The 26,957-nt window shown below is 70.9% G+C and carries 25 protein-coding genes, 1 tRNA gene and 1 pseudogene; 15 read left to right on the top strand and 12 right to left on the bottom strand.

Features of this window, described 5'->3' with window-relative positions; all coding sequences use genetic code 11:
- Positions 1-228 precede the first annotated feature (228 nt).
- From fdhD to ACE7GA_RS24505, 6 genes are all read right to left on the bottom strand, one after another.
- Positions 229-1,032 (bottom strand): formate dehydrogenase accessory sulfurtransferase FdhD, encoded by an 804-nt coding sequence (gene fdhD / locus ACE7GA_RS24530; protein WP_376092894.1) that lies wholly within the window; start codon positions 1,030-1,032, stop codon positions 229-231.
- Positions 1,029-3,326, bottom strand: a complete 2,298-nt coding sequence (locus ACE7GA_RS24525; protein WP_376092891.1) for an FdhF/YdeP family oxidoreductase — start codon at positions 3,324-3,326, stop codon at positions 1,029-1,031. The genes fdhD and ACE7GA_RS24525 overlap by 4 nt, the downstream gene beginning before the upstream one ends.
- Positions 3,327-3,796: 470 nt before the next feature.
- The gene (locus ACE7GA_RS24520; RefSeq protein WP_376092888.1) at positions 3,797-5,044 is read right to left on the bottom strand and encodes a cytochrome P450; all 1,248 of its coding nucleotides are present in this window, start codon (positions 5,042-5,044) and stop codon (positions 3,797-3,799) included.
- On the bottom strand, positions 5,041-5,622 hold the full coding sequence (locus ACE7GA_RS24515) for a TetR/AcrR family transcriptional regulator (RefSeq protein WP_376092885.1): 582 nt from the start codon (positions 5,620-5,622) through the stop codon (positions 5,041-5,043). The genes ACE7GA_RS24520 and ACE7GA_RS24515 overlap by 4 nt, the downstream gene beginning before the upstream one ends.
- Before the next feature lie 431 nt (positions 5,623-6,053).
- A complete protein-coding gene (gene glnA, locus ACE7GA_RS24510; RefSeq protein WP_376092882.1) occupies positions 6,054-7,475 on the bottom strand; it encodes a type I glutamate--ammonia ligase in 1,422 nt (473 codons plus the stop codon).
- Positions 7,476-7,592: 117 nt separating this feature from the next.
- On the bottom strand, positions 7,593-7,931 hold the full coding sequence (locus ACE7GA_RS24505) for a P-II family nitrogen regulator (RefSeq protein ID WP_376092879.1): 339 nt from the start codon (positions 7,929-7,931) through the stop codon (positions 7,593-7,595).
- 357 nt (positions 7,932-8,288) lie between these two features.
- Between ACE7GA_RS24505 and ACE7GA_RS24500 the strand changes: the two genes are divergently transcribed.
- The 6 genes from ACE7GA_RS24500 to ACE7GA_RS24475 all read left to right on the top strand — a co-directional run bounded on the left by ACE7GA_RS24500 (position 8,289) and on the right by ACE7GA_RS24475 (position 12,261).
- Positions 8,289-9,488: an aminotransferase gene (locus ACE7GA_RS24500; protein WP_376092877.1), complete on the top strand. Its 1,200-nt coding sequence runs from the start codon at positions 8,289-8,291 to the stop codon at positions 9,486-9,488.
- 103 nt (positions 9,489-9,591) lie between these two features.
- A tRNA-His gene (locus ACE7GA_RS24495) sits at positions 9,592-9,667 on the top strand.
- Positions 9,668-9,692: 25 nt separating this feature from the next.
- Positions 9,693-10,460 (top strand): SDR family oxidoreductase, encoded by a 768-nt coding sequence (locus ACE7GA_RS24490; protein WP_376092875.1) that lies wholly within the window; start codon positions 9,693-9,695, stop codon positions 10,458-10,460.
- Between the two features lie 31 nt (positions 10,461-10,491).
- Positions 10,492-11,298 carry an aspartate dehydrogenase gene (locus ACE7GA_RS24485; protein ID WP_376092872.1) on the top strand — a complete coding sequence of 269 codons (807 nt, stop codon included), beginning with the start codon at positions 10,492-10,494 and terminating at the stop codon, positions 11,296-11,298.
- A 4-nt stretch (positions 11,299-11,302) separates the two neighbouring features.
- Complete coding sequence (locus tag ACE7GA_RS24480; protein WP_376092869.1) at positions 11,303-11,929, top strand: MarC family protein; 627 nt, start codon at positions 11,303-11,305, stop codon at positions 11,927-11,929.
- 89 nt (positions 11,930-12,018) lie between these two features.
- Positions 12,019-12,261 (top strand): hypothetical protein, encoded by a 243-nt coding sequence (locus ACE7GA_RS24475; protein ID WP_376092866.1) that lies wholly within the window; start codon positions 12,019-12,021, stop codon positions 12,259-12,261.
- 13 nt (positions 12,262-12,274) lie between these two features.
- Here the strand turns inward: ACE7GA_RS24475 and ACE7GA_RS24470 are convergent, their stop codons facing one another.
- The 4 genes and pseudogenes from ACE7GA_RS24470 to ACE7GA_RS24455 all read right to left on the bottom strand — a co-directional run bounded on the left by ACE7GA_RS24470 (position 12,275) and on the right by ACE7GA_RS24455 (position 15,429).
- On the bottom strand, positions 12,275-12,499 hold the full coding sequence (locus ACE7GA_RS24470; protein ID WP_376092863.1) for a hypothetical protein: 225 nt from the start codon (positions 12,497-12,499) through the stop codon (positions 12,275-12,277).
- Between the two features lie 154 nt (positions 12,500-12,653).
- Positions 12,654-13,829, bottom strand: coding sequence for a M20 aminoacylase family protein (locus ACE7GA_RS24465; protein WP_376092860.1), 1,176 nt, complete (start codon positions 13,827-13,829; stop codon positions 12,654-12,656).
- A 16-nt stretch (positions 13,830-13,845) separates the two neighbouring features.
- Positions 13,846-14,702 (bottom strand): annotated as a pseudogene (locus ACE7GA_RS24460) (SDR family oxidoreductase).
- Between the two features lie 58 nt (positions 14,703-14,760).
- A complete protein-coding gene (locus ACE7GA_RS24455; RefSeq protein WP_376092857.1) occupies positions 14,761-15,429 on the bottom strand; it encodes an extensin family protein in 669 nt (222 codons plus the stop codon).
- Positions 15,430-15,581: 152 nt separating this feature from the next.
- Between ACE7GA_RS24455 and rplM the strand changes: the two genes are divergently transcribed.
- The 6 genes from rplM to ACE7GA_RS24425 all read left to right on the top strand — a co-directional run bounded on the left by rplM (position 15,582) and on the right by ACE7GA_RS24425 (position 19,604).
- Entirely contained in the window at positions 15,582-16,067 is a 486-nt protein-coding gene (rplM, locus tag ACE7GA_RS24450) for a 50S ribosomal protein L13 (RefSeq protein WP_376092854.1), read from the top strand.
- A gap of 5 nt (positions 16,068-16,072) precedes the next feature.
- Positions 16,073-16,588 carry a 30S ribosomal protein S9 gene (gene rpsI / locus ACE7GA_RS24445; RefSeq protein WP_376092852.1) on the top strand — a complete coding sequence of 172 codons (516 nt, stop codon included), beginning with the start codon at positions 16,073-16,075 and terminating at the stop codon, positions 16,586-16,588.
- 122 nt (positions 16,589-16,710) lie between these two features.
- A complete protein-coding gene (argC, locus tag ACE7GA_RS24440; protein WP_376092849.1) occupies positions 16,711-17,667 on the top strand; it encodes an N-acetyl-gamma-glutamyl-phosphate reductase in 957 nt (318 codons plus the stop codon).
- Positions 17,664-18,233 carry a gamma carbonic anhydrase family protein gene (locus ACE7GA_RS24435; protein ID WP_376092847.1) on the top strand — a complete coding sequence of 190 codons (570 nt, stop codon included), beginning with the start codon at positions 17,664-17,666 and terminating at the stop codon, positions 18,231-18,233. Before argC ends, ACE7GA_RS24435 begins: the two co-directional genes overlap by 4 nt.
- A 59-nt stretch (positions 18,234-18,292) precedes the next feature.
- Positions 18,293-18,877 carry a hypothetical protein gene (locus ACE7GA_RS24430; protein WP_376092845.1) on the top strand — a complete coding sequence of 195 codons (585 nt, stop codon included), beginning with the start codon at positions 18,293-18,295 and terminating at the stop codon, positions 18,875-18,877.
- Positions 18,878-18,962: 85 nt separating this feature from the next.
- A complete protein-coding gene (locus ACE7GA_RS24425) occupies positions 18,963-19,604 on the top strand; it encodes a hypothetical protein (protein ID WP_376092842.1) in 642 nt (213 codons plus the stop codon).
- A gap of 19 nt (positions 19,605-19,623) precedes the next feature.
- Here the strand turns inward: ACE7GA_RS24425 and ACE7GA_RS24420 are convergent, their stop codons facing one another.
- Together ACE7GA_RS24420 and ACE7GA_RS24415 are read right to left on the bottom strand one after the other, a co-directional pair.
- Positions 19,624-20,283 carry a hypothetical protein gene (locus tag ACE7GA_RS24420; protein ID WP_376092840.1) on the bottom strand — a complete coding sequence of 220 codons (660 nt, stop codon included), beginning with the start codon at positions 20,281-20,283 and terminating at the stop codon, positions 19,624-19,626.
- Positions 20,284-20,394: 111 nt separating this feature from the next.
- Positions 20,395-22,167: a PHA/PHB synthase family protein gene (locus ACE7GA_RS24415; protein ID WP_376100512.1), complete on the bottom strand. Its 1,773-nt coding sequence runs from the start codon at positions 22,165-22,167 to the stop codon at positions 20,395-20,397.
- A gap of 1,308 nt (positions 22,168-23,475) precedes the next feature.
- On the opposite strand from ACE7GA_RS24415, the gene ACE7GA_RS24410 reads away from it, so the two are divergent.
- The 3 genes from ACE7GA_RS24410 to glpX are packed head-to-tail and all read left to right on the top strand — an operon-like array spanning position 23,476 to position 26,956.
- Positions 23,476-24,693 carry an LL-diaminopimelate aminotransferase gene (locus tag ACE7GA_RS24410; protein ID WP_376092837.1) on the top strand — a complete coding sequence of 406 codons (1,218 nt, stop codon included), beginning with the start codon at positions 23,476-23,478 and terminating at the stop codon, positions 24,691-24,693.
- Complete coding sequence (locus tag ACE7GA_RS24405; protein WP_376092834.1) at positions 24,690-25,976, top strand: homoserine dehydrogenase; 1,287 nt, start codon at positions 24,690-24,692, stop codon at positions 25,974-25,976. Before ACE7GA_RS24410 ends, ACE7GA_RS24405 begins: the two co-directional genes overlap by 4 nt.
- Positions 25,973-26,956: a class II fructose-bisphosphatase gene (glpX, locus tag ACE7GA_RS24400; RefSeq protein WP_376092831.1), complete on the top strand. Its 984-nt coding sequence runs from the start codon at positions 25,973-25,975 to the stop codon at positions 26,954-26,956. The genes ACE7GA_RS24405 and glpX overlap by 4 nt, the downstream gene beginning before the upstream one ends.
- Position 26,957 lies beyond the last annotated feature (1 nt).

Genomic DNA, 26,957 nt, shown 5'->3' with positions numbered 1-26,957 from the left:
GTGAGCGGAAACCTGACGCGCCGGCCTCCAACTATGCCTGCTTCTTCCCGCTGAAGCCACGTTTGGAGGACAAAGGCCGCGACAGTTCCATGCCCGCGGCGCGACCGCGAGATCCGACTGCCGATCGTCGCTGCCACCCTCCGCGACGTCGGCCGATACCCGAGAGGGCGCCCGATCCTTTTGGCAAGACGCCTTCCACGCGTCGCAGGGCGCTGAGATCGGCTTCGTTCACCCGCCGACCACGCGCGTGGGATGCGAGAACACCTCGAAGCCGTCGCCGCGAACGAGCGCGACGAGCGTGATTCCGCAGGCGTCGGCGGTACGGATCGCGAGCGCGGTCGGGGCGGAGACCGCGGCGAGAACGGGCGCGCCGATGCGTGCGGCCTTCTGCACCATCTCGACGGAGACGCGGCTTGTCAGCACGACGACGCCGGTCCCCCCGTCCACCCTCGCGCGAGCGAGGGCGCCCGCAAGCTTATCCAGCGCGTTGTGGCGCCCAACGTCCTCGCGGATTGCGACGAGCCCGTCCGCCAGCGTCCAGAACGCGGCCGCGTGCAGCGCGCGCGCGTCGCGGTTCAACACCTGCTCCGCTTCCAGCGCCCGCATCGCCGCGCTGACTGCCCCGGGCCGGAGCCGCAAGGGCGCGGTGACACGGTCGGCAGGACGCGTGGCCTCCCGCAGGGACTCGATCCCGCACAGGCCGCATCCCACAGGTCCGGCCATCATGCGGCGACGTCGCAGGAGCGTTGCTCCGGCGGCTTCGGCGAGGCGCATCCGCACCTCGATCCCGAGGTCGCCCCGCTCCACGATTTCGGTGTCCGTGATCGCGCCCGGCGCGGTGACGATGCCCTCGGACAGCGAGAAGCCGAGGGCGAAGTCTTCCAGGTCGGAAGGGCTTGCCATCATCACGGCATGGCTCGCCCCGTCATAGGACAGGGCAACCGCGACCTCCTCCGCCAGCACGCGGGTACCGACGGAGGGCGAGGCGTTCGCCACCGCCACGCGCGGCGAGGATACGAGGGCGGCGGTCATGCGACGGGATGCAGGTGAACGGGGACCGACTTCGCAGCGGGCACCTTGCTCCGCTCCGCGTGGTGCCACAGCGGGATGAGCGGGTTGCATTCGGGGAAGTAGGCGGCGCAGCAGCCCGGCGGAATGTCGTAGTGGACGACGCGGAAGCCATCCACCCGCCGGTGAACGCCGTCATCGACCGCGGTGGTCATCCCCACGGTCGCACCATCGGCAAGCCCGAAGCGCGCGGCGTCGTCGCGGTTCATCAGCAGGACCATCCTCGTCCCGGAGATGCCGCGGAACCGATCCTCGTAGCCATAGACCGTCGTGTTGAACTGGTCATTGGATCGGAGCGTGATGAGCTGCAGGACGTCGGGCCGTTCGAGGTCGGTCGGCACGTCGCGATCCTCCCGCAGCGAGGTGGGGAGGTGGAAGTTCGCTTTCCCGTTCGGCGTATTCCATTCGCGCTGCCGGACGGGGAGCGGGCGATGGAAGCCGCCGGCGAAGACCCGCGTGTTGAAGTCGTTGAAGATGTGCGGATAGGTCGCCTCGATCGCGTCGCGGATGCGGCCGTAATCCGCCACCCATTCGTCCCACGGCACCCGGGGGTTCACGGGCAGTGCGGCCTTCGCGATCCCGGCGACGATGGCCGGCTCGGAGAGTAGGTGCGGCCCGGCGGGCGCGACCTGGCCGCGGCTCGGGTGGATCTTCGTCATCGTGTCCTCGCAGGTCACCGCCTGCGGGCCGCTTGCCTGTTGGTCCACTTCCAGGCGCCCGAGACAGGGGAGGAGGAAGGCGACCTCCCCGTTGATCAGGTGGTTGCGGTTCAGTTTCGTCGCGACCTGCACCGTCAGCCGGATCCGGGGCCAAGCCGCCTCCATCGCGGCCGTTTCCGGGATGGCGCGGATGAAGTTGCCGCCGAGGCCGAGAAAGGCCGTGACCCGCCCGGCAAGGATGGCCTCGCAGGCTTCGACCGTGTTCATGCCGGTGTCCCGCGGCGGCTCGAAGCCGTATTGCTCCGCAAGGCGGTCGAGCGGCACGAGTTCCGGCTTCTCCGTGACGCCGACGGTGCGCTGGCCCTGGACGTTCGAATGGCCCCGCACGGGCAGGATGCCCGAGCCCGGCTTGCCGAAGTTCCCGCGAAGCAGCAGCAGGTTGACGAGCATGCGCACGTTCTCCACGCCCGCCCGGTGCTGCGTCAGGCCCATGCCGTAGATGGCAATCGCCGTGCGGGCCCGCGCGTAGGTGGCCGCCGCCCTTCCCAGCGCCTCGCGCGCCAAGCCCGATCGCCTCTCCAGATCGGGCCAGTCGGCGGCGCGGGCGCAGGCGACGTAGTCCTCGAAGCCGTGCGTGTGCTCCGCGATGAAGCGGTGGTCGAGCCACGGTTCGCGACCCGCCGCGCGGGCCGCATCGTCGCCTTCGATCAGCGCCTTCGACAGGCCCAGGATGGCGGCGATATCGCCACCCGCGCGGACTTGGTGGTACTGCTCCGAGATCCGGGTTTCCGCGCCGGTCAGCATTTCGATCGGGTTCTGAGGGTTGGTGAAGCGTTCCCAGCCCCGCTCGCGGAGTGGGTTGAAGGAGACGATCGGGACCCCGCGCTTCGCGGCTTCCTGCAGCGGGTGCAGCATCCGCGGCGCGTTGACGCCGACATTCTGGCCGAAGCTCAGGATGCACTCGGCCTGATGGAAGTCACGTAGCGTGACCGTGCCGACGGGCGCGCCGATCGCCTCGGGCAGCGCGACGGACGTGCTCTCGTGGCACATGTTGGAGGAATCGGGCAGGTTGTTGTGCCCGTAGAGCCGCGCGAAGAGACCCCACATGTAGGACGTCTCGAGCGAGGCACGCCCGGAGGCGTAGAACACCGTCGCCTTCGGGTCCATGCGACGCAGTTCCGCGCCGATCTCGCGGAACGCCTCGTCCCAGGACACGCGGACCCACCGGTCCCGGGCGCGGTCGAGCCGCATCGGATGCAGCAGCCGTCCCCCCGCCTCGAGGTCATGGTCGGACCAGCTGAGGAGTTCGGAGATCGTGTGGCTCTCGAAGAATGCGGCCTCCCGGCGCTTGCGCGTGATCTCCCACGCCGTCGCCTTCGCCCCGTTCTCGCAGTACTCGAACCTCCGCAGTTCGTCGGGATCGGGCTTGGCCCAGGAACACGACACGCAGGAATAACCGTCGGGCTTGTTCTGCTTCAGCAGCGTCGCATTCCCGCTTGCGAGCCGATCCTCGCGGAGAAGGATGCCCTCGACCGAGCGGAGAGAACCCCATCCGCCTGCGGGTCCGGCGTACGGCTTCCTTCCATTCTGGTCCGTCATGTCCGGCTCCTGGTCTGCCCGCGTCGTGTACGGCGTGCGAGGACATGGGTAACGACTGCGGAAGGACCATGGTTCAACCGCTGGCCGAGGCAGTCGGACCTGACCCATCCGTCCGCGCGGGTGCCAGCCCAGGCACGGGACGCCGCGTCGCTGCCGCGCGTCGGGGCTCGGATCACGCCTGCCCGGCGATCAGGACGATGCCATGGCCTTAACTGCAACGCGCGGACACGGGCCATGCGGCCGGTCACCCCGACCTCGCAGCCTAAGCGCATACCCCCGGGGCGGAGGTGCAAGCGCAGGGAGACAGCAGCCGCTCGTCCGACCAGTCCAGCGTACCGGCGCCGCTCGGCCATTCACCGTGACCTCCCCTGTCATGTCGTCCTCCGGGCCGTCGTGCCGGGGCGATATGGGACGCATGAGCAGAGCGTCTTGAAGGATCGCAGCACGGGGCGAGACCGGGCGACCCTACGTCACGACCGGACCGGCAGCGCCTCAAGCCCGCGGAGGATGAAGCTGGACCGCCAGCGCAGTTCCCCCGGCGGCCGCGCGAGGCGGAGGTCGGGCGCGCGGCGCAGCAGCGCGGCGAAGGCGACGCCCGCCTCCAGCCGCGTGAGCGAGGCGCCGATGCAGGCATGCACGCCCTGGCCGAAGGCGAGGTGCCGGTTGTCAGCCCGCGCCAGGTCCAGACGGTCCGGTTCGCTAAACCGCGCGGCATCGCGGTTGGCGGAGGCGAGCACCGCGAGCACGAGCTCGCCGCGCGGGATGCGGGTCCCCGCGACCTGCGTGTCCTCCCTCGCGTAGCGCTCGGTCGCCGTCTCGGCGGGCACGACGAAGCGGAGAAGTTCCTCCACGGCGCTGCGGCCGAGCGCGGCGTCGCCGCGCCACCGCGCGAGCTCCGACGGATGGTTCAGCAGCGCGAGCGTCCCGCTGCCGATGAGGTTCACCGTCGTCTCGTGCCCGGCCGAGAGGAGGAGGAAGATCATCGCGAGGACCTCGTCCTCCGACAGCCGGTCGTCCGCCTCCCGCGCCACGACGAGGGCGGAGATGAGGTCGTCGCGCGGCTCAGCGCTCCGGCGGCGGACGAGGCGGCGCATGTACCAGAGGAATCGCAGGACCGTCGGCGCGACGAAAAGCGGATGCCGCTCGCCGAGGCCGACCAAGGCGCGGGTCCAGGCGCTGAACCGCGCGTGATCCTCGTCCGGGACGCCGAGGATGCGGCCGATGACGCGCAGCGCGACGGGCAGGGCGAAGTCGCCGACGACGTCGAAGCCTCCGCGCGGCAGCAGGCGGTCGAGGGTCTCCTCCGTCACCGCCTCCGCGGTCTCCCGCATCCGCTCGACCTGCCGCGCCGCGAAGGCCTTGTGGACGAGCGCGCGCAGCCGTGCGTGGCGCTCGCCGTCCAGGCTGAGGAGGCCCTGCTGTAGGACGCGGAACGGGCCGGGCAGCCGCAGTATGGGCGCGGTCCTCGCCTGCTCCGGCGTCATCGCGGCGCCGGCATCCTTCGTGAAGGTGCCCGGCGCCTTCAGGACCCCGAGCACGTCGTCGTAGCGAGTCACGAGCCACGCCCGCTGCTCCCTGCGCGCAAAGCGCAGCGTGACCGGGTGGACCGGTGCCTCCGCCCGGAGGCGGGCGTAGAAGGGGAAGGGATCCGCCTTGAAGGCTGCGGAGGTGATGTCCACCGCGGCGAACGACGCCGGGGCGAGGCGGGCCACGCTCACGGCGTACCCCCTTGCAGACCCGCGAGGAGAGCGTCGGCGAGTTCCTCCGCCGGGGGCAGCGGCGCGTCCCGGTCGAGGAGGCGCTGCAGGAGCAGGCCGAGGACGATCGCCGAGACGAGCCGCGGGCCCGTGGCGCGGAGGCGCTCGGGCAGGCGCTGCGCCAGCACCTCCCCGCCGGCTTCAAGCATCGGCCCGAGGACGCGGCGGCGGAACTCCTCGGCAAGGTCCGGATCCACCAGGACCTCGGCGAGAAGAACGCGGAAGAGCTCGGTCGCCTCCTCCGTCATGGCGACCAGGGGCCGGCGGATGACCTCGACGAGAAGGTCGCGGCCGCCGGCAAGCGGCGCGGGTGGCGCGGCCTCCACCGCCCGTTCTGCCAGCCGGTCGAAGATCGCAAGAAGCAGCGCCGCCTTGTTGTCGAAGTGGTTGTAGATCGAGCCGGCCGCCACGCCCGCCGCGGCAGCGACGTCGCGCATGGAGGCGGCCCGGAACCCCTTGCGGGCGAAGACAGTGACCGCCGCATCGAGGATGTGATCCTGCTTGAAGCGGGAGACCCGGGCGGCGAGGGGCGTTGTCATCGGCGCAACCTGAACAGACGTTCAGGATAATGATTGGGTGTTCAGGAAGCTCCGTTCAAGCCGTCCCTCCAGCGTGAGGCTTCCTGCCGGACCGCCGTCCAGCACGGGCCTTCCTCGAACAGCGCTCGTCATGTCGCGCCAGCGTCATGCCGCTCGGCCGGGCCCGCTTCGCTCGTGGCAGCCCGCCTTGGCCGGCGCGCTCAGGACCCCTTTGCTCCTCCTCCGTCACCGCCAAGCCGCTAGACGCCAGGCCGGAGAACGCAGCCGCCACCAGGGGAACGCCCATGAGAACACGACGGGGACTCTCGGCGTGCGGAGTCCCGGCACAGTACGCTGCTTATCATGGTTCCGGAAACCCGCGGACACGAAAACGGCCCGCGTCAGTCTGACGCGGGCCGCCCGAAAACGCTGTTGTGGACTGGGTTCTTCGCTCAGACCGAGTAGTACATCTCGAACTCGACCGGGTGCGGCGTGTGCTCGAACTTGTATACGTCCTGCCACTTCAGCTCGATGTAGCTCTCGATCTGGTCCTTGCCGAAGACGTCGCCGGCCAGCAGGAACTCGTGGTCGGCCTCGAGCGACTGCAGCGCCTCGCGCAGCGAACCGCACACCGTCGGGATGCCCTTCAGCTCCTCCGGCGGCAGGTCGTAGAGGTCCTTGTCCATCGGGTCGCCCGGATGGATCTTGTTCTTGATCCCGTCGAGGCCCGCCATGAGCATCGCCGAGAAAGCGAGGTACGGGTTCGCGCCGGGGTCGGGGAACCGCACCTCGACGCGCTTCGCCTTCGGAGACGTCGCGTAGGGGATGCGGCAGGAGGCCGACCGGTTGCGGGCGGAGTAGGCCAGCAGCACCGGCGCCTCGAAGCCCGGGATCAGGCGCTTGTAGGAGTTGGTTAGCGGGTTCGTGAAGGCGTTGAGCGCCTTCGCGTGCTTGATGATGCCGCCGATGTACCACAGCGCGTAGTCCGACAGGTCCGCGTAGCCGTTGCCGGCGAAGAGCGGCTTGCCGTCCTTCCAGATGGACTGGTGCACGTGCATGCCGCTGCCGTTGTCGCCGTAGATCGGCTTCGGCATGAACGTGGCCGTCTTGCCGTAGGAATGCGCGACGTTGTGGATGCAGTACTTGTAGATCTGCATGTGGTCGGCCTGGGTCACGAGCGGCCCGAACTTCGTGCCGAGCTCATGCTGGGACTGCGCGACCTCGTGGTGGTGCTTCTCGCCGGCGACGCCCATCTCGATCATGGTCGAGAGCATCTCGGCGCGCAGGTCCTGCTCGGAGTCGACGGGTGCGACCGGGAAGTAGCCGCCCTTCACGCCGGGGCGGTGGCCCATGTTGCCTTCGGGGAAGTCCTTCATGGACGCGCCGGGGCCCTCGCCGGATTCCAGCTTGTAGTGGCCGTAGTTGCCGCCGGTGCCGAACTTCACGTCGTCGAACACGAAGAACTCGGCCTCGGGCCCGAAGAAGGCGGTATCGCCGATGCCCGTGGACTTCAGGTACTCTTCCGCCTTCTTGGCGGTGCCGCGCGGGTCACGCGTGTAGCGCTGGCCGGTCGACGGCTCGTAGATGTCGCAGAACAGAACCATCTGCGGCTTGGCGCTGAACGGGTCCATGCAGGCGTTCAGCGTGTCGGGCATGAGGATCATGTCGGACTCGTTGATCGCCTTCCAGCCGGCGATCGAGGAGCCGTCGAACATGATGCCGTCCTCGAAGGTGCTCTCATCCACCGTCGAGACATGCTGCGCCGTGTGCTGCCACTTGCCCTTCGGGTCCGTGAAGCGGAAGTCCACGTACTCGACGCTGTTCTCCTTGATCATGTCCATGACCTTGGACACGCCTGACTTGTCGTTCGCCATTCCGGTTGGTCCTGTTCCCCTGCACAGACTGTCCCGCGCCCCCATGGCACGGGGTCACTCATCGGATCGGCGCCACGCAACCCTCAGGCCGCGCGGGAACGCCAACCCGCGAAAGCGTCAGACGGCTTCCTCGCCCCGTTCGCCCGTCCGGATGCGCACCACCTCCTGCACGTCGGTGATGAAGATCTTGCCGTCGCCGATGCGGCCGGTGCGGGCTGCGGCGGTGATCGCTTCCACCGCGCGGTCGGCCAGGTCATCCGGACAGACCACCTCGACCTTCACCTTCGGCAGGAAGTCCACGACGTACTCGGCGCCGCGGTAGAGTTCGGTGTGGCCCTTCTGCCGGCCGAACCCCTTGGCTTCCACGACGGTCAGGCCCTGCAGCCCGATCTCGTGCAGCGCGTCCTTCACCTCGTCGAGTTTGAAGGGCTTGATGATCGCTTCGATCTTTTTCATCGGCTCATCCCGCCCCATCCCGGTCCGCGTCGCCACGTCCGGGCAGGAGCTCTCCTCCCGCATTCGACCCCGCGGCGTCATCCCGCGGCTGCATGGCGGCGCCGTGACGCGCCGCGCGGGGTGTTGCATGCCCCGTGCCCACCCGTCCATGCGCCGCCGGCCGATTTCGCTCGCGCTGGCGGCGGAAGCGACCATGACGCAGGCAGACTGCCCATGTTGAAGGCAATGCGCCAGGGCCCGGTCGTTGCGCGACGAGGGACAGGGGGCCATATTCCGCGGCATGCCCGGGGCCGGGGCAGGGGAGGTTACCCCCAGGCATCGGGCCGCTCCCCAAGCCGATCGGGTGCCTCCGCCGCGATGACCGCCGACCTGAAGCCGCAGAACGACCTTCTCTCCGCGACCGGCACGACCGTGTTTACCGTAATGTCCGCGCTGGCGGTGCAGCATGGCGCGGTGAACCTTGGCCAGGGCTTCCCGGATTATGATGGCCCGGCCGACGTGGTCCGCGCCGCGGCCGATGCGCTGCTGGACGGCCGCAACCAGTATCCGCCGCTGACCGGCGTGCCGGAACTTCGCCAGGCCGTCGCCGACGCCAACCGCCGCTTCTACCGCCTGGAGGTGGACCCGGCCGCCGAGGTCGTCGTGACCTCCGGCGCGACCGAGGCGATCACCGCCTGCCTCATGGCCGTGCTGAACCCAGGCGACGAATGCGTGCTGATCGAGCCGCTCTACGACACCTACCTCCCGGTGGTGCGCATGCTCGGCGCGGTGCCGCGCCTCGTTCGCCTGACGCCGCCGAAGTGGGAGCTGCCGCGTGCCGAACTGGCCGCCGCCTTCGGCCCGAAGACCAAGGCCATTCTTCTGAACACGCCGATGAATCCGGCCGGTAAGGTCTTCACCGCCGCCGAGCTCGCCTTCATCGCCGATCTCGTCCAGCGCCACGGCGCCTACGCCGTTTGCGACGAGGTCTACGAGCACCTGACCTTCGACGGCTGGCGCCACATCCCCCTGATGACCCTGCCGGGGATGCGGGAGCGCTGCATGCGCATCGGTTCGGCGGGCAAGACCTTCTCGCTGACGGGCTGGAAGGTGGGCTACGTCACCTGCGACCGCTCCCTCGCGCCGAACGTCGCCAAGGCGCACCAACTCCTGACCTTCACGACGCCGCCGAACCTGCAGCGGGCCGTCGCGGTTGGGCTGGCGAAGGGGGACGACTACTTCGCCGGCCTCTCGGCCGACCTTCAGGCCAAGCGCGACCGGCTGGCCGCCGGCCTGGCCGCGCTGGGCTTCGGCGTGCTGCCGAGCCAGGGGTCGTACTTCGTGACAACCGACTTCCGCCCACTGGGCTTCGCGGGGGACGACGTCGCCTTCTGCCGTCACCTGACCGAGGTCGCGAAGGTCACGGCCATCCCCGTCTCGGCCTTCTATGCCGGCCCCGATGCCCCAACCCACTACGCCCGGTTCGCCTTCTGCAAGGGCGAGGCGGTGCTGGAGGAGGCGCTGCGCCGCCTCGCGGACTGGAAGGCGGGGCGGCAACAGGCCCGCGCCGCGGGCTGACCGTAAGCCTTCCGCGGGTGCGGCCCCGTTGACGAGCCGACGGCCGGCGCCCTACATCCGCCGCCGGGCCGCGATCCGCCGAAAGGCGGAGCAGCCCCGTGTGGCGGCCTTAGCTCAGCTGGCAGAGCGTCGGCTTGTGGTGCCGAATGTCACGGGTTCGAGCCCCGTAGGTCGCCCCACCCCTCTTCCCCGGATCACGTGACGATGCAGCTTTCCCTCGAAGGCCGCCGTGCCCTGATCACCGGCGGCTCGAAAGGCCTCGGCCTCGCCATGGCCCGCGCTTTCGCCGGAGCCGGCGCCCGCGTGGCGATGGTCGCCCGGGGCGAGGCGGCCCTCGCGGCTGCCGCGGCACAGATCCCGGGCGCCGTGCCCATCACCGCCGACGTTTCCACCGCCGCGGGTTGCCAGGTCGCCTTCGACGGCGCCCGGGCCGCGCTCGGCGGCGTTGACCTGCTGGTGAACAACGCGGGCACTTCCCGCACCGGCGCCTTCCTCTCCCTCTCCGATGCGGACTGGCAGGACGACCTGGACCTCAAGCTCTTCGCCGCCATCCGGCTGACCCGCCTCGCCTGGCCCGGCATGGCGGAGTGCCGGTACGGGCGGATCATCAACGTCCTGAACACCGGGGCGAAGGCGCCGCGCGCCGGCAGCGCGCCGACGACCATCTCCCGTGCCGCCGGCATGGCGCTGACGAAGGTCCTGGCGGGGGAGGGCGCGCCGCTCGGCATCACCGTCAACGCCCTGCTCGTCGGCCGGATCGACAGCGACCAGTGGATCCGCCGCCACGCCGCCGACCCGGGCGGCATGACCTACGAGGAATGGCAGGCCGAGGCCGCCGCGGGCATCCCGATGGGCCGCATCGGCCGTGCCGAGGAATTCGCCGCCATGGCCCTGGCGCTCGTGACCTTGCCGGGGGACTACGTGACGGGCACGGCGATCAACGTGGATGGCGGCGCCAGCCCCGTCGTGTAGGGGGCCGCCGCGACGAGGGGGGAAGAGAGACTTGTCCAATACCGTCGCAATCGCCGGCCTCGGCGCGATCGGGCTCGATCTGGCGCGCGCGCTGGACCGCGGGATCGAGGGCCTGCGCCTGACCGCCGTCGCGGCGCGCGACGCGACGAAGGCCGAAGCCAACCTCGCGGGCTTCGCGAACCGCCCGGCCCTCGTCCCGCTCGGCGAGTTGGCTGAACACGCCGACATCGTGGTCGAGGCCGCACCGGCCGCCGTCTTCGAGCAGGTCGCGATCCCCACCATCCGCCGCGGCCGCATCTTCGTCCCATCCTCCGTCGGCGCGCTGCTGCCGCGCATGCACCTGGTCGAGGAAGCGCGGCGCCACGGCGCCCGCATCGTCGTCCCGACCGGTGCCCTGCTCGGCCTGGACGCCGTGCGCGCTGCCGCCGAGGGCAATGTCGAGAGCGTGACGATCGAGACGCGGAAGCCGCCCGGAGGCCTCGCCGGCGCCCCCTACCTGGTCGAGCGCAACATGGACATGGGCGCGATCAGCGAACCGACGCTTGTCTTCAAGGGCAACGCCGTCGAGGCCGCGCGTGGCTTCCCGGCCAACGTCAACGTCGCGGCCGCGCTGGGCCTCGCCGGCATCGGGCCAGAACGCACGGGCGTCGAGATCTGGGCCGACCCCACCGTCACCCGGAACACCCACACCATCCGTGTGGAGGCCGAGGCCGCCCGCTTCGTCATGACGATCGAGGGTGTCCCGACCCCGTCCAACCCCCGGACCGGCAAGCTGACGCCGCTCTCGCTCATCGCCTGCCTGCGCGGCCTCGTCTCCACCCTGAAGGTCGGGTCCTGACCCGATGTGGGAGGGCGCGGCCTACGCCCTCGTCGCGCTGCTGGTGATCTTCGACCCGCCGGGGACCGCGGTGATCTTCGCCGGCATGACCCCCGGCGACAGCCCGGCCGAGCGGCGGGAACAGGCGATGCGCGCCTGCGGCATCGCCTTCCTCGTCCTCCTGGGCTTCGCGATCTTCGGTGGCTGGCTGCTGCGCGCCATGGGCATCGGCCTTCCCGCGATGAAGGTCGCGGGCGGCCTGCTGCTGTTCCTGCTCGCGGCCGACATGGTCATGGGCAGCACTGCCCTCCGCGCCACCCGCGAGGAGCAGGAGGCCGCTGCCGAAACGGCAGAGGACATCTCCGTCTTCCCGCTCGCCATCCCGCTCCTGGCCGGTCCCGGCGCCATGACGACGATGGTGCTGCTGCGGGAACAGGCGGCCGGGGACGTCGCGCAGATCGCCCTGATCATCGGGGCGCTCGCCGTGGCGCTCCTCGTGACCCTCGCCGCGATGCTTTCCGCGGCGCAGGTCGCGCGCTTCCTGGGCCGGACGGGCGGGCACGTGATCGGCCGCGTGCTCGGCGTGGTGCTCGCCGCGCTCGCGGCGCAGATCGCCCTGGACGGCATCCGGGAGAGCCTCGCCGCTCCATAGGCGGCGCCGAAGGTCGCCATCGGAAGGGCGGTACTGAAACCGCCGCGCCGTTACGCTTTCCTGCCGGTGTTCCCGCCGAGGAGGGCATCGTGAACACCATCGCTAACCACCTGATCGCAGGCGCCATGCTCGCGGTGGCCGGGTTCTCCGGCGGTGTCGCGCTGTCCCAGGGCAACGTCGTCCCGCGGCTGGCGGAGGTCGTCCGCCCCCTCCCGCCCGTCGCGGCCGCCCTTGGCTGCGCCGGGGTGGACGCGGCCGAGGAGGTGGGCCACCGGATCGTGCTGCGGTATGCCGCCACGGCCGATGAGGACGCCTGGTGCCTCCTGCGCTAACCGCAGGGCCGGATCAGGGCAGCCGCCAGACCCGCGCGTACGGATCCCAGACCGCTCCCGGCGGCGGGTAGGCCGCCGTGGACTGGTCGATCAGCGTGCCGATGGCCGCCCCCAACGCAGCCCCGGCCCCCACCGCACCTGTATCGTAGTAGGTTGGGACCGGCACGACGACGCACCCGGGCAGGGCGGCCAAGGCGGCGACGAGGGCACCCGCGCGAAGGGCGGTCGGAATGCCCAAGCCTCCGGATTTCGGACACCGCTTCATGGCTTTGCGGCCTCCTTCGCCGTGGCAATGACAACGCCGGAACGGTCAATCCGGTCACCCTGGACGCGCCGCCATCCGGGCCCGGCCATGGTGCCGCGCGGCCTGCCCCGGGTCGCCCGCCTGGCCGTCAATCCCGCCGCGGCAGTTGCTGCTCGACCAGCGTCGCCCACCAGGAGGCGCCGATAGGCAGGATGTTGTCGTTGAAGTCGTATCGAGGGTGGTGCGGCATCGCATCGTCCGCGCCCCGGGCCGCGCCGAGCATGAGGTAGGCGCCGCGCTTGACGTTCAGCATGAAGGCGAAGTCCTCCCCGCCCATCGTCGGCGCGGGCAGTTCTTCAACCTTCGCATCCCCGGCCACCGCCTTCGCGGCCTCCGCTGCCAACCCCGTGCTGGATTCCTCGTTGATCGTCGCGGGATACATCCGGTCGAAATGGACCTCCGCTTCCGCACCGAAGGCCGCAGCGATGCCGGTGATGAGCGAGCGGACCTTGCTCTCCAGCAGGTCGCCGACCTCCGGCAGGTACCAGCGTGCCGTGCCGCGCAGGGTGACGTTCTGCGGGATGACGTTGAACGCGTTGCCGCCCTTGATCTCGCCGATCGTGACGACGGCGTTCTCCAGCGGGTCCATGTTGCGGGCCACGATCGTTTGCAGGGCGGAGACGCATTGCGCCGCGATCACGATGGGATCGTTGCCGCGGTGCGGCATCGCGCCGTGCGCGCCCTTGCCGGTGATCGTCGCTCGGATGTCGGCGACGGCGGCCATCACCGGGCCGACGCGGTGCAGGAAGATACCCTCCGGCGCGCCGGGCCAGTTGTGCAGGCCGTAGACCCGGTCCATCGGGAAGCGATCGAACAGCCCTTCCTTGACCATCACCTCGCCGCCGCCACCCATTTCCTCGGCGGGCTGGAAGATGACGTAGGCCGTGCCGGAGAAGTTCCGCGTCTCCGCGAGGTAGCGCGCGGCACCCAGCAGCATCGCCGTGTGCCCGTCATGGCCGCAGGCATGCATGACGCCGGCGGTCTTGGACGCATAGGGAAGGCCGGTGTCCTCCTCGATCGGCAGCGCGTCCATGTCGGCGCGCAGGCCGATCGCGCCGCCCTCGCCCCGGCCCTTGATGACGCCGACGACGCCCGTCGTCGCCATGCCCGTCACGACCTCGTCGCAGCCGAACTCGCGTAGCTTCTGCGCGACGATCCCGCTGGTGCGGACTTCCTGGAAGTTCAGCTCGGGGTGCGTGTGGAAGTCGCGGCGCCACGCCGTCATGTCGTCGTGGAACTCGGCGATGCGGTTGATGATGGGCATGGCAGTTTTGTTGCGCCTAACCCCGGGCGAAGGTCAAGGCGAGACCGGTCTCCAGCGGGATGGGGTTCACGCCGAGAAGGTCCCGCATCGGGCCGATGTCGAAGGCCTTGTCCTCCGTCAGCCGGCGGAGTTCTGCCGCCCGCACCTTCGGCAAACCGGGGATCAGGCGTAGGGCACCCGCGGCGAGCAGGAGCGGCGGCAACGGCACCGGCAGGACCGGCGGCGGCCGAAGCCCGGCGGCCCTGCAGACGGCGCGCAGGAAATCGGCATAGGGCAGGGGGTCGGACCCGCGACCGTGACGGCGGCCGGTCCGTTCCAGTCCCGCGACAGCGCCCTCATCAGGCAGCGCGTCACGTCGGATTGATGGATCGGTTGCACCAGCGCCCGCCCGCCGCCGGGCAGGGGCGCGACGGGCAGGCGCCGCAGCAGTGCGGCGAGGCGCTGGACGTTGTCCTCGCCTTCCGCGCCGTAGATCATCGTGGGGTGCAGGACCACGCCGGGCCGGCCGCTCCCCATCAGCGCGGCCTCGCCCGCCCGCACGCCGTCCCCGTGGTCGTCGTGCCAGCGGGAGAAGCGGCGGGTGCTGCCCATCAGCACGATCGGCACGCCCTTTGGCGCCGCGTCCAGGATGGCCGGTGCGTGGCGCGCATGGGCGCCGGACGCGATGCGCCCGGCCCCGGCCAGGGCGGCCCGCAGCGCCGCCGAATCTTTCAGGTCCGCGACCCGCGCTTGGCCGGTGATGCCCGTGGCGGCCCATCGCGCCGCGTCGCGCACCACGGGGATGAAGGGCCGGCCCGCCGCGGCCAGCGCCCGGCAAAGCGCCGCGCCGGAGCGACCGGACGCGCCGATGACCGCGACGGGAGACTCGGTCACGCGCCGGCCCGCCCGCGGCGCGAGATCCGGGGGAAACGGCGGGGCTCTCGTGCAATTCTCAACGGCAGGCGCTCCATCCCCCGCGGTCCAGGTGGAAATGGTCGCGGTGGGCCGCGTTATGCTCCGGACCGAGCACGACGTCGAAGACGCGGCATGCCCCGTCCCGCGCCGCGCGGAGGAAGGCGCCCCGGCCATCCCCGGCCCCCCAGTCCCGCGGTAGCGCGACCGTCCGCCCGTCGGAAAGGGTGAAGGCCTGGACGTCCATCGCCATCCCGAAGGCGTGCCGGCTGCGGTTGCCGCGCTCCGCGTGGTTTACGTTCCGGCAATTGTAGGCGCCGAGGTGCCGCACCCCCGTCACCCGCGCCCCGAGATGGGCCTGGGCCGCGGGCTGCAGCCCGTGCCGCTCGTAGATCGCCCAGGCCGCCGCGAGTGGGCAGGCGACGACCGGGGCGGAGGGCACGTAGGCCAGGGTGCCGGGCAGCCGCACTGGGTTCGCGATCCCGCACCCATCCCGGACCGGCATCTCGGGCGCCCGCGTGACGGGGATGCCGGAATGGGCGAAGGCGGCGAGGCAGGCCTCCGGGTCCCGCTCCATCCGCCGGAGCCTGAACTCCGTCAGTACCCCCGGCGCGTCGCGCAGGTCGAGCGGGGCGAAGGGGTCGTAGTGCGCCGGCAGCTGCACCGCGCCTGGAAAAGCGAGCACGAGCAACAGGGCGACCAGCGGCACGAGGAGGAGGCCCGGCCACCGGCGCCGCCTCCGCGATGGCGGATCGGGCCGCGGCACCAAAGGCTGTGGTATCATGTTACCACAAGAAAATCCCTTGACCCGTCAATCCCTTCCGCCCCATACAGCGCGACCTTCCGCAGTCACCAGGTCCCATGCTCGCCACCCAGACACGCTCCATCAAGCCGGCGGAGGTCCAGAAGAACTGGATCCTCATCGACGCCGACGGCCTCGTCCTCGGCCGGCTCGCCTCCCTCGTCGCCATGCGGCTCCGCGGCAAGCACAAGACGACCTTCACGCCGCACGTCGATTGCGGCGACCACGTGGTCATCGTCAACGCCAAGCGCGTCCGCCTGACCGGCAACAAGGCGGAGCAGAGCGTCTTCTACTGGCACACCGGCTACGCCGGCGGCATCAAAGGCCGTACGGCGCGGGAACGTCTCGAGAGCCGCTTCCCCGAGCGTGTGATCGAGAAGGCGGTGGAGCGGATGATCACCCGCGGCCCGCTCGGCCGCCAGCAGATGCGCAACCTCCACGTCTATGCGGGCGCCGAGCATCCGCACCAGGCGCAGAGCCCGCAGCCGCTCGACGTCGCGTCCCTGAATCCCAAGAACGTCGCCGCGCGCGCGAAGGCGGCCTGAGCACCATGAGCGAACAGACCACCCAGGCGACCGCGACCTCCCTCGCGGACCTCAAGACCCTCGTGGCCGGCACCCCGGCCTCCCCGGCCTCCCCGGACGCGCCCGCGGTGCAGCGGGAGCCGAAGAAGGACGCCTTCGGCCGCGCCTACGCGACGGGCCGCCGGAAGAACGCCGTGGCCCGCGTCTGGATCAAGCCGGGCAAGGGCACCGTCACCGTGAACGACAAGCCGGTGACGCGGTACTTCGCGCGGCCCGTGCTGCGCATGCTCCTCGCGCAGCCCTTCCTCGTCGCGGACCGCTACCAGCAGTTCGACGTCATGTGCACGGTCGTCGGCGGCGGCCTCTCCGGACAGGCCGGCGCGGTGCGCCACGGCCTGTCCCGCGCGCTGGTGAACTTCGAGCCGGGGCTGCGTCCGATCCTGAAGAAGGCCGGGTTCCTCACCCGCGACCCGCGCGTGGTCGAGCGGAAGAAGTACGGCAAGCCGAAGGCGCGACGTTCCTTCCAGTTCTCCAAGCGCTGACGTCGGGCGGGCCGGCGTCGGCCCGCAACGTGTCGTCCCACAGGGGGGCGGGCCCGCAAGGGTCCGCCCCTCTTGCGTTTCGGACTGCCATTCACCCCATATCGGAGCCAGAGGAGAGCCAGATGGCCCAAGGTCACACCCCCAGCGTCTTCATCGACGGGGAATCCGGCACGACCGGCCTGCAGATCCGCGAGCGCCTGGAGACCAACCCGGCCGTCCGCCTGCTTTCCCTGCCGCCCGAGCGCCGGAAGGACCCCGAGGCCAAGCGCGACATCTATGCGGCGGCCGATGCCGTCGTGCTCTGCCTGCCCGATGCCGCGGCGAAGGAGGCCGCGGCGCTGGCCGATTCCCTGCCCGGCGGCGGGCCACGGCTGCTCGACGCGTCCACCGCCCATCGCATCAACCCGGATTGGGTCTACGGCTTCCCGGAACTCTCGGCGGAGCAGGCAGCGGCCGTCGCCGCCGCCCGCCGCGTCGCCAATCCCGGCTGCTACCCGACCGGCGGCATCGCGCTGCTGCGCCCGCTGGTGGATGCGGGGATCATCCCGCGGGACCACCCGATTACGGTGAACGCGGTCTCCGGCTACTCCGGCGGTGGGAAGGCGATGATCGCGGAGTTCGAGGGTGGCACCGCCCCGTCCTTCGAGCTCTACGGCCTAGGCTTGGAGCACAAGCACCTGCCGGAACTGCAAAGGTATTCCGGCCTGATCCGCCGCCCGATCTTCGTACCGAGCGTGGGGAACTACCGGCAGGGCATGCTCGTCTCCATCCCCCTCCACCTCGACACGCTAAAGGGGAATCCGTCGCCCGATGCGCTGCGGGACGCCCTGGTCGCGCATTACCGGGACAGTGCCTGGGTCCGCGTCATGCCGGCATCGGACAACGGCAAGATCGAGCCGGAAAGCCTGAACGAAACCAACGCCCTGGAACTCCGCGTCTTCGGCAACGCCGCGCGGCACCATGCCGTGCTCGTCGCGAAGCTCGACAACCTCGGCAAGGGAGCCTCGGGCGCCGCGGTGCAGAACCTCGGCCTGATGCTCGGCCTCGACGTGGCGCAACGGCTCGAGAAGGCGGCATGAGCGTCGCGGCGCGGATCCAGCCGCAGCCCGCCTCGCCGCCCCTCTACCCCTTTCGCGGAACCTGGCCGTCGGTCCACCCGACGGCCTTCGTCGCCCCGAACGCCGCGGTGATCGGCGACGTGACGATCGGGGAGGGCTCGTCCGTGTGGTACGGCTGCGTCCTGCGCGGGGATACGAACCACATCCGCATCGGCGCCCGGGTGAATCTGCAGGACGGCACCATCGTCCACGTCAACCGCGCCTCCTTCGCCGCGATCATCGGCAACGACGTCTCGGTCGGTCACGCCGCGATCATCCATGCCTGCACGCTGGAGAACCGGGCCTTCGTCGGCATGGGCGCGACCGTCCTTGACGGAGCGGTGATCGAGGAAGGCGGAATGCTCGGCGCAGGCGGCCTGCTCCCCCCTGGAAAACGGATCGGTCGGAACGAGTTGTGGGTGGGAAGCCCGGCCGTCCTGAAGCGCGTCATGACCTTGGAGGAGCGGGTGACCTGGGATCAGACGGCGGTGCACTACGCCGAACTGGCGCAGGAGCACGCGCGGAGCCTGGCCGACACCCGCGGGTGACGCCCAGGCCACCTCGTCCCACGGGAGGAGCGCGGCCCGGCCGCAGGAGGAACGCGAACATGCCGCATTGGCGCACACCCCGTCGGCTCGCCGGCGCCCTCGCCCTGGGACTGGCCCTGTCCGGCTGTGCCGGCGGACCCGCCGGCCAGGTGGACATCCCCATTCCGCCCCGCGCCGCGGCCGGCCCTTACTCCCCCGCGGCCAATGTCATCTCGGGGGCTGCGGAGGCCTTCGCCTCCCCCGCTCGCCTCGCCGGCCATCCCGCGGAGGCCGCGATCGCCGTCGCCCGGCTCGAATGGCTCGCCGAATCCGTGCCGCGGAACCTTGAGTTCACGAATTACAGCCCGATCACAGGGCCCGCGCTGCAGGCGGCGCGGTTCGAGGTCCGGGGTGCCGTCGGGATCGCGCCGGACGCCCCGGCCGCGGTCGTCGTGCCCGCCCTCGACCGGGCCGCGGACGCGCTCCTCCGCGGGGATGCCGCGGGCGCCGAAGCAGCCTTGCCGGCGCCTGTCTTCGCGCCCGGCACGGTCGCGCGCCTTGCCACCCTCCCGCGCCTGCCGCAGGCCAACGCCGCGACCCGGCGCGCGCAGCGCGACCTGGAATTCGGCCGGGACGAATGGGACATCAGCGCCTTGCAGCGCTGACGCCGGCGGCTTGCGGCGGACCCGGGCACGCGCCAAGGGGGCGGAGGGCCGCATCCCGCGCCCCGTCTCGACGGATCGCTCCGCCATGCGCCGCCGCACCCTCCTGACCGCCGCGCTGCTGCTGCCTGCCTGCGCGGAGCTCCGGCGTTCCAACCAGCCACTGCCGCCGCCGGCCGGTCTGCTGCCGACCAACGCGGATCCGGGACGCGCTGCGATCGCCCTGCTGGATCGTGACGCAAGGGGCGCGAGCCTCGGGATCGCGCGGGACCCGACCCGGGCGGCCCGGGTGGCGTCCGTGCTGGAATGGCTGGCGGCCGACATCGCGGGGCAGCCCCGCTGGGCTCCCCTGTCGCGCGGGACGAAGGAGGGCATCGGCACGGCACGGAACGAGACCCGGGCGGCGATCGGGGTGGACGCGCTCGCCCCGGCCGGCCCGCTGATCCAGGCCTTGGCCGCGGCGAGCCGGGCGCTGGGCGCGGGAAACCGGGGTGCCGCCCTCGCGGCCCTGCCGGTCAGCCTCTTCCCACGCGGCGCGGAAGCGGCGCTGGACCGGCTGTCCAACACCGGCCCGTTGCCGGCCCTCGAACTCGGCGTGAACGCGCTGACGGAGGAGGTCCGCCTCCTCGATGCCACCAATGGCTGGCTGGCACGGCCCGAAAGCCCGGTACCGCCCGATCGGGGCGGCCTCGGCGGGTCCGACGCCAACGTGGACAACCTCGGGCGCTGAGACGCGCGGGACGGCGACGTCAGCCGACGATGTTCCCACTCCGCGCGCGCCACTGATACTTCAGCCCATCGCCATCCCGGCCGACGATGCGGAGCGGCAGCACGGGCGCGTAGATCTCCATCGCGTAGGCCGGTTCGTAGTCACAGACGAGCCGGCCACTCGCATCCTTGATGTAGACCCAGGTCGCCGGCCCGACGCGCCAGGTCGCGCCGCCGTGGTTCGCGATGGTCATCGCGACAATGCCGCGGCCCGACATGCCGTAGTTGCGGACCGATGTGATGAAGGGGCGGTACTTCTCCGGCTCGCGGCGGACGGCTTCCGCGATGATCCCGTCCTCGTGGTCCTCGACGAGCGCCTTCACCACGCCCGTCACGATTCCCGCCGCCGCGCCGATCGGGCCTGTCAGCCCCGCCGCCGTCGAGAGACCCCAGAGCGGGATGTCGCCCGGCTGCGGCATCTTGCCGCCCAGAAGCCAGACGGCCGGCTGGACGAAGGCGCCCGCCCCCTTGCCCAGCGTCGCCTTGCCTGCCGCCTCAAGGCTACGGCTCAAGCCCTCCGAGACGATGGTCTGGGTGACCTCCTTGCCGATATTCGAAGAGTTGTTGATGAGGTCCGTCACGCCGTTGCCGGGTGGGGGCGGGGTGAAGTCGCCGCCCGCCGTGCCAGTGGAACCGCTCATGATCGCCTCCCGTCGGATGGCGATCACGCTGCCCTCAGGGCTGTCCTCGTCGCAAAGATGGCCGTGTCGCGCCGGTAGCGCGACGAAGCCGCTCGCTCAGCGCGCCGCCGATCAGTCCTGCGCCATGACCTTCACGTAGGAACCGGGCGCGTCCTCCAGCGCCGGCAGTCCGCCTGAGCCCGGCACGCGGGCCGGCACCGTCGCGTCGTCCTGCGCGTGGACCCAGCGGTTCCAATCGCCCCACCAGGACCCAGCCATCTCCTGCGCACCCTCGAACCAGGAATCCGTCGAGGTCGGAAGGCTCTCGTTGATCCAATGCGAGTACTTCCCGGCTTCCGGCGGGTTCGCGACGCCCGCGATGTGGCCGGAGGCCGCGAGGACGAAGCGGATCGGTCCCTTGAAGAGCTGGGTCGCGCGGTAGCTGCTCTTCCACGGCGCGATGTGGTCTTCCCGCGTGGCGAGGATGTAGGTCGGCGTGCGGACGTCCCGCAGGTCCAGGCGCTCGCCCAGCAGCTCGATGCCGCCGGGCTTCACCAGGTCGTTCTCCTGGTACATCCGGCGCAGGTAGAAGGAGTGCATCTTCGCCGGCATCCGCGTGGAATCGCTGTTCCAGTAGAGCAGGTCGAAGGGGAAGGGCTCCTGCCCCAGCAGGTAGTTCTGCACGACGAAGGACCAGATCAGGTCGTTGGCGCGGAGCATGTTGAAGGTCGTCGCCATCTCCGCGCCGGAGAGGAAGCCACGCTCGTTCATCTTGGCTTCGAGCGCCTGCAGCTGCTCCTCGTCGATGAACACGCCGAGTTCGCCGGCCTCCTCGAAGTCCAGCATCGTCGTGAAGAACGTCGCCGACGCCACGCGGTCATCGCCCGTCCTCGCCATGTGCGCGAGCGTCGCGCCGAGCAGCGTGCCGCCGAGGCAGTAGCCGATGGCGTTCACCTGCCGCTCGCCCGTCGCGTTCTCGATCGCTTGCAGAGCGGCGTAGGGGCCGAGGCGCATGTAGTCCTCGAAGCCCATCTGCGCGAGCGACTCGTCCGGGTTCACCCAGGAGCAGATGAAGACCGTATGGCCCTGCGACACGGCCCAGCGAACGAAGGAATTCTTCGGGCGCAGATCGAGGATGTAGTACTTGTTGATCCAGGGTGGCAGGACCAGGAGCGGCCGCTTCAGCACCGTCTCCGTCGTCGGGCTGTACTGGATCAGCTCCATCAGCTCGTTGCGATAAACCACCTTGCCCGGCGTGACCGCGATGTTCTCGCCGACCTTGAACTTCGTCTCGTCGGTCATCGAGATTCGCAGCTTTCCCTTGCCGCGCTCGAGGTCCGTCAGCAGGTTGGACAGGCCCTTCAGGAGGTTCTCGCCCCCCGTCTCCGCCGTCTTCCGCAGGACCTCGGGGTTCGTCATCCAGAAGTTCGTCGGGCTCATCGCATCCACGAACTGGCGCGTGTAGAAATCGACCTTTTGCGCCTGCTTCGGATCCAGCCCGTCCGTCTGCTGGGCGAGCGTCGTGAAGAAGCGCGACGACAGCAGGTAGGACTGCTTGATGAAGTCGAAGACCTCGTTGTCCTTCCAGGCTTCGTCCTTGAAGCGGCGGTCGCCCTTGGCTTCGGTGATGACCGGCGCGGTTTCCCCGCCCATGAAGCGCCGCGCCGTGTTCTGCCAGAGCGTCAGGTAGTCCTGCCAGAATCCGATCTGCGCCTGCATGAGCTGCGCGGGGTTCGTCATCATCCGCGCCGTCATTTCCATGAAGGCGGAACCGATGTTCAGCGGGTCCGGGTTGGCGGCCGCGGCCTCCTGCGGCGTCTGGCGTCGCAGGAAGTCGGCGACCAGGCGCTGCCCGCGCTCCGCGACGTCCGCCATGGTGCGGGAGACGACGGCGGGATCGGGCATGCGGAAGGCCGGCACGGCCTCCTTCGCCTCCTCCTTCGGCGCAGGGTTGGCCGAGGGCTTCGGAGCCTCGACTTTCGGCGCCACGTCCTGCTTCGCGCTGGCCTCGCCTTCGGACCTCGCCGCATCGAGATGCGCCGCAGGCTTCGGCGGCGCGCTCACCGGGATCGGGTCGACGGGCGGCGCGTCGGGCGAGGCGCCAACCGCGAGGGCGACGGGGGAGGCGATGGTCGAAGCCGCCGCGGCCTCCACCACCGCCTCGCCGGGCGACTGGCCTTCATGTCCCGCACCGTTCGCGGCGATCCTGACCGCCGCCGCGTCGTCGTTCGCAGGGGGGACTTCGCCCGCTTGCCACCCTTGCCGGCCTTTTCCCTGGGGGGTCCTTGGCGGGCGGCGCGCCGTCGGTCGGGCCGCCGAGCGCGCCTGCGCCGGCCAGCGCGTTGCCGGCCGGGCCGGCTTCCGGCGCGATGTCGCCGGTCCGGTCGCCTTCGACCCGACCCGTCTGCCCGTCCTGGCTCACCTTGGTCATCCCCGTTCCCGCGGCGCGGCGCGCCGATCCGTCCGGTCCCCGCTTCCGCCCGCCGCCGCTTTACGGCAAACCGGTCGACGAAGAGGATCGCCCCATGCAGCGCGACGCGGTGCCGCCCCGAAGCGGCCCCGGACCATCCACGCCGGCACTTAGGAAAGACGCGGGGGCGGGGCAAGCGCGGACGGGGCATGCCGGCCTCCTGCTGCTCGGGGTCATGGCCGTTCCGCTCGGGGCCTGCGTCGGTTCTCCGTCGGAGAGCCCCTTCGAGTTCTACCGCCAGGTGACGGGCGATCCGCTGCAGGGTCGGCGCACGCCGGCGGGGTTGGAGTCGCCACGGCCGAACTTCTCGGTCGTACCCGCCCGGCCGGATCGCGGCCCGGCTGAGATCTCGGGCGGAGCTGTCGGCCGCGCTCGCCGCCAACCGCGCTGCGGCCGCGACCCCGGCACCCCTCGGCCTGCCCGTCCCGACCCGGCCGCAAACCGAAGGCGCTGCGGCCATCCCGGAAGCGCCGCCCCCGCCACCGCGGCTCGCGGCCGCGCCGCCGGTCGGGACCGGGCCGGCGACGCTGACCCTCCCTGGAACGCGGTCTGCCGCCGGTGCCGCGCCAGCCGTGCCGGAGATCGGCGGGATTCCGGCGCCCCCGCCCGCCGAGCTCACCGCGCCGGTGGCGCCGAGCCTCTCGGCACCGCCGCCCCCGCCGCGGCTGTAGGTTCCCTCGGCCGGCTGGTTCCAGCCGCCGGCGATCCGATCTACTGACGCCCTCGACCCAGGGATCCGTGCCATGCCCGAAGAGTTCCACCGCATCCGCCGACTGCCGCCCTACGTCTTCGCCGAGGTGAACGGGGCGAAGGCCAAGGCGCGCGCCGCGGCAGAGGACATCGTGGACCTCGGCATGGGCAACCCGGACAGCCCGACGCCGCCGCACATCGTCGCCAAGCTGGTGGAGGCCGTGCAGGACCCGCGGACGCACCGATATTCCGCGTCGAAGGGCATCCCGGGGCTCCGCAAGGCCCAGGCCGCCTACTACGCCCGCCGCTTCGGCGTGAAGCTGGACCCGGAGACGGAGGTCATCGCCACCCTCGGCAGCAAGGAGGGGCTGGCGAACCTGGCGCAGGCCATCTCCTCGCCGGGCGACACCATCCTCGTCCCGAACCCGTCCTATCCGATCCACCAGTTCGGCTTCCTCATCGCCGGCGCCTCCGCGCGCAGCCTGCCCTACACGCCGGACGACACGATGCTCGCGGCGATCGAGCGGGCGGTGCGGCTCTCCGTCCCCAAGCCGACGGCCGTCATCGTGAACTACCCGTCGAACCCGACGGCGCTCATCGCGAGCCTCGACTTCTACCGGGAACTCGTCGCGCTCTGCCGGAAGCACGAGCTGTTCATCCTCTCGGACCTTGCCTATGCCGAGCTGTACTACGACGGGAACCCCCCGCCCTCCGTGCTGGAAGTGCCCGGGGCGAAGGACGTGGCGGTCGAGTTCACCTCGATGTCCAAGACCTACAACATGCCGGGCTGGCGCATGGGCTTCGCGGTCGGCAATCCGCGCCTGATTTCCGCCCTGACCCGCGTCAAGTCCTACCTGGACTACGGCGCTTTCACGCCGATCCAGGTCGCGGCGACCGCCGCTCTGAACGGGCCGCAGGACTGCATCGAGGAGATGCGGACGCTCTACCGCGAACGCCGCGACGTCCTCATCAAGGGCCTGCGCGGCGCCGGCTGGGAGGTTCCCTCGCCCGAGGCCTCCATGTTCGTCTGGGCCCCCATCCCCGAACGGTTCCGGCACCTCGGCTCCGTCGAGTTCAGCAAGCTGCTGCTGGCCCGCGCCAAGGTCGCGGTCGCGCCGGGCATCGGCTTCGGCGAACACGGCGACGACCACGTGCGGATCGCGCTGGTCGAGAACTCCCACCGCATCCGGCAGGGCCTGCGCGGCATCAAGGCCTTCCTGCAGGGCGACAACGTGGCGCCGGCCATGGAGCCGGAAGAGGCTCGCGCGTGACGAAACCGCTTTCCGTCGGCGTCGCGGGCCTTGGCACCGTCGGGGCGGGCGTCCTCACCCTCCTGCGGGACAACGCGGACATCGTCGCGGCGCGGGCCGGCCGGCCCGTGGCGGTCGTCGCGGTCTCCGCGCGCGACCGCTCGCGCGACCGCGGCGTACCGGTCTCCGGCCTGCGCTGGTACGAGGATGCGGCGGCGCTCGCGGCCGATGCCGGCGTGGACGTCATCGTCGAGGCGATCGGCGGCAGCGAGGGCCCGGCCCGTGCACTGCTGAATGCTGCACTGGCGGCGGGCAAGCCCGTCGTCACTGCGAACAAGGCGCTGCTGGCCGTGCACGGCGCCGAACTGGCCGTGGCGGCCGAGCGCGCCCGCGTCCCCCTGGCCTTCGAGGCTGCGGTGGCCGGCGGCATCCCCGCCATCAAGGCGATCCGCGAAGGCCTGGCCGGCAACCGCATCCGCCGCGTCACCGGCATCCTGAACGGCACCTGCAACTACATCCTGACCCAGATGCGCGAACGCGGCCGCGAGTTCGCGGAGGCGCTGAGCGAGGCGCAGAAGCTCGGCTACGCCGAAGCCGACCCTTCCTTTGACGTGGATGGGGTGGATGCGGCGCACAAGCTGGCCATCCTGGCGGCCCTGGCCTTCGGGCGGCCGGTGGACTTCGGCGCGGTCCACGTCGAGGGCATCCGCAACATCAGCGCCCTCGACATCCGCCTCGCGGAGGAACTGGGCTACCGCATCAAGCTCCTCGGCCTCGCATCGCAGGGCGATGCCGGCGTGGACACGCGGGTGCACCCCTGCATGGTGCCGGTCTCCCACCCCATCGCCCGCGTGGACGGCGTCTTCAACGCGGTGGTGGCCGAGGGCGACCACGTGGGTCGCATCGTGCTGGAAGGCCGCGGCGCCGGCGCGGGCCCGACCGCTTCCGCGGTCGTCGCGGACCTCGTGGACATTGCGCGGGGACGGCACACGCCGGTCTGGGGCGCGGAGACGCTCGCGAACACGCCTTCCCTCGGGATCGCGAAGCGCGTCGGCGCCTACTACCTCCGCCTCATGGTCGTGGACCGCCCGGGCGTGATCGCGGACGTGACGGGCGCGCTGCGGGACGCCGGCATCTCCCTCGAATCCATGCTCCAGCGCGGCCGCTCGCCCGGTGAGGCGGTGCCCGTCGTGCTCACCACGCACGAGTCCACGGAGACCGCGATGCAGGGTGCCATCGCCCGCATCGCCGCCCTCGACGCCGTGCTCGAACCCCCCGCCCTCATCCGGATCGAAGCCCTATGAGCGACACGCCGCGCCATTCCGACCGCAACCTGGCCCTCGAACTCGTCCGCGTGACGGAAGCGGCGGCCCTCGCGGCATCGCGCTGGATCGGGCGGGGCGACAAGAACGCGGCCGACGGCGCCGCGGTGGACGCGATGCGCCGCGCCTTCGACAGCGTCGCCATCTCCGGCACCGTGATGATCGGCGAGGGCGAGATGGACGAGGCGCCGATGCTCTACATCGGCGAGAAGGTCGGCATGGGCGGGCCCGAAATGGACATCGCCGTCGACCCGCTGGAGGGTACGTCCATCTGCGCCAAGGGCATGCCGAACTCCATCGCGACGGTCGCGGTGGCGGAGAAAGGCGGCTTTCTCCACGCGCCCGACATCTACATGGACAAGATCGCGGTTGGCGCGGGCTTGCCGGACAACCTCGTGGACCTTGACGCGAAGCCGGAGGAGAACCTGCGGGAACTGGCGCGCGCGAAGAAGGTGGAGGTCGGCGACCTCGTCGTCTGCATCCTCGACCGCGATCGACACAAGGAGATGATTCGGGCCTGCCGCGCCGCTGGCGCTCGGATCATGCTGATCCCCGATGGCGACGTCGCCGGCGTGGTCGCGTGCAGCCAGCCGGAAGCCGGCGTCGACATGTACATGGGCTGGGGCGGCGCGCCGGAGGGCGTGCTGGCCGCCGCGGCGCTGCGCTGCATCGGCGGCCAGATGCAGGGCCGGCTGATCTACGAGGACGAGGACCAGAAGGCCCGCGCCCGCTCGATGGGCATCACCGATCCGGACAAGAAGTTCACGGTCGAGGAGATGGCGAAGGGCGACGTCATGTTCGCCGCGACCGGCGTGACCACGGGCGCCATGCTGAAGGGCGTGCGGCGCGAGGCGCAGGGCGCCTTCACCCATTCCATCGTCATGCGCAGCAAGTCCGGCACGGTCCGTTACATCGAGGGCCACCACAATATGACCCGCAAGCCCGGCGTGTTCGTTGCCTGAT

This window comes from Roseomonas sp. CCTCC AB2023176, from assembly GCF_042259275.1.
Lineage (GTDB): Bacteria > Pseudomonadota > Alphaproteobacteria > Acetobacterales > Acetobacteraceae > Roseomonas.
This window is presented reverse-complemented; position numbering and strand designations above follow the sequence as displayed.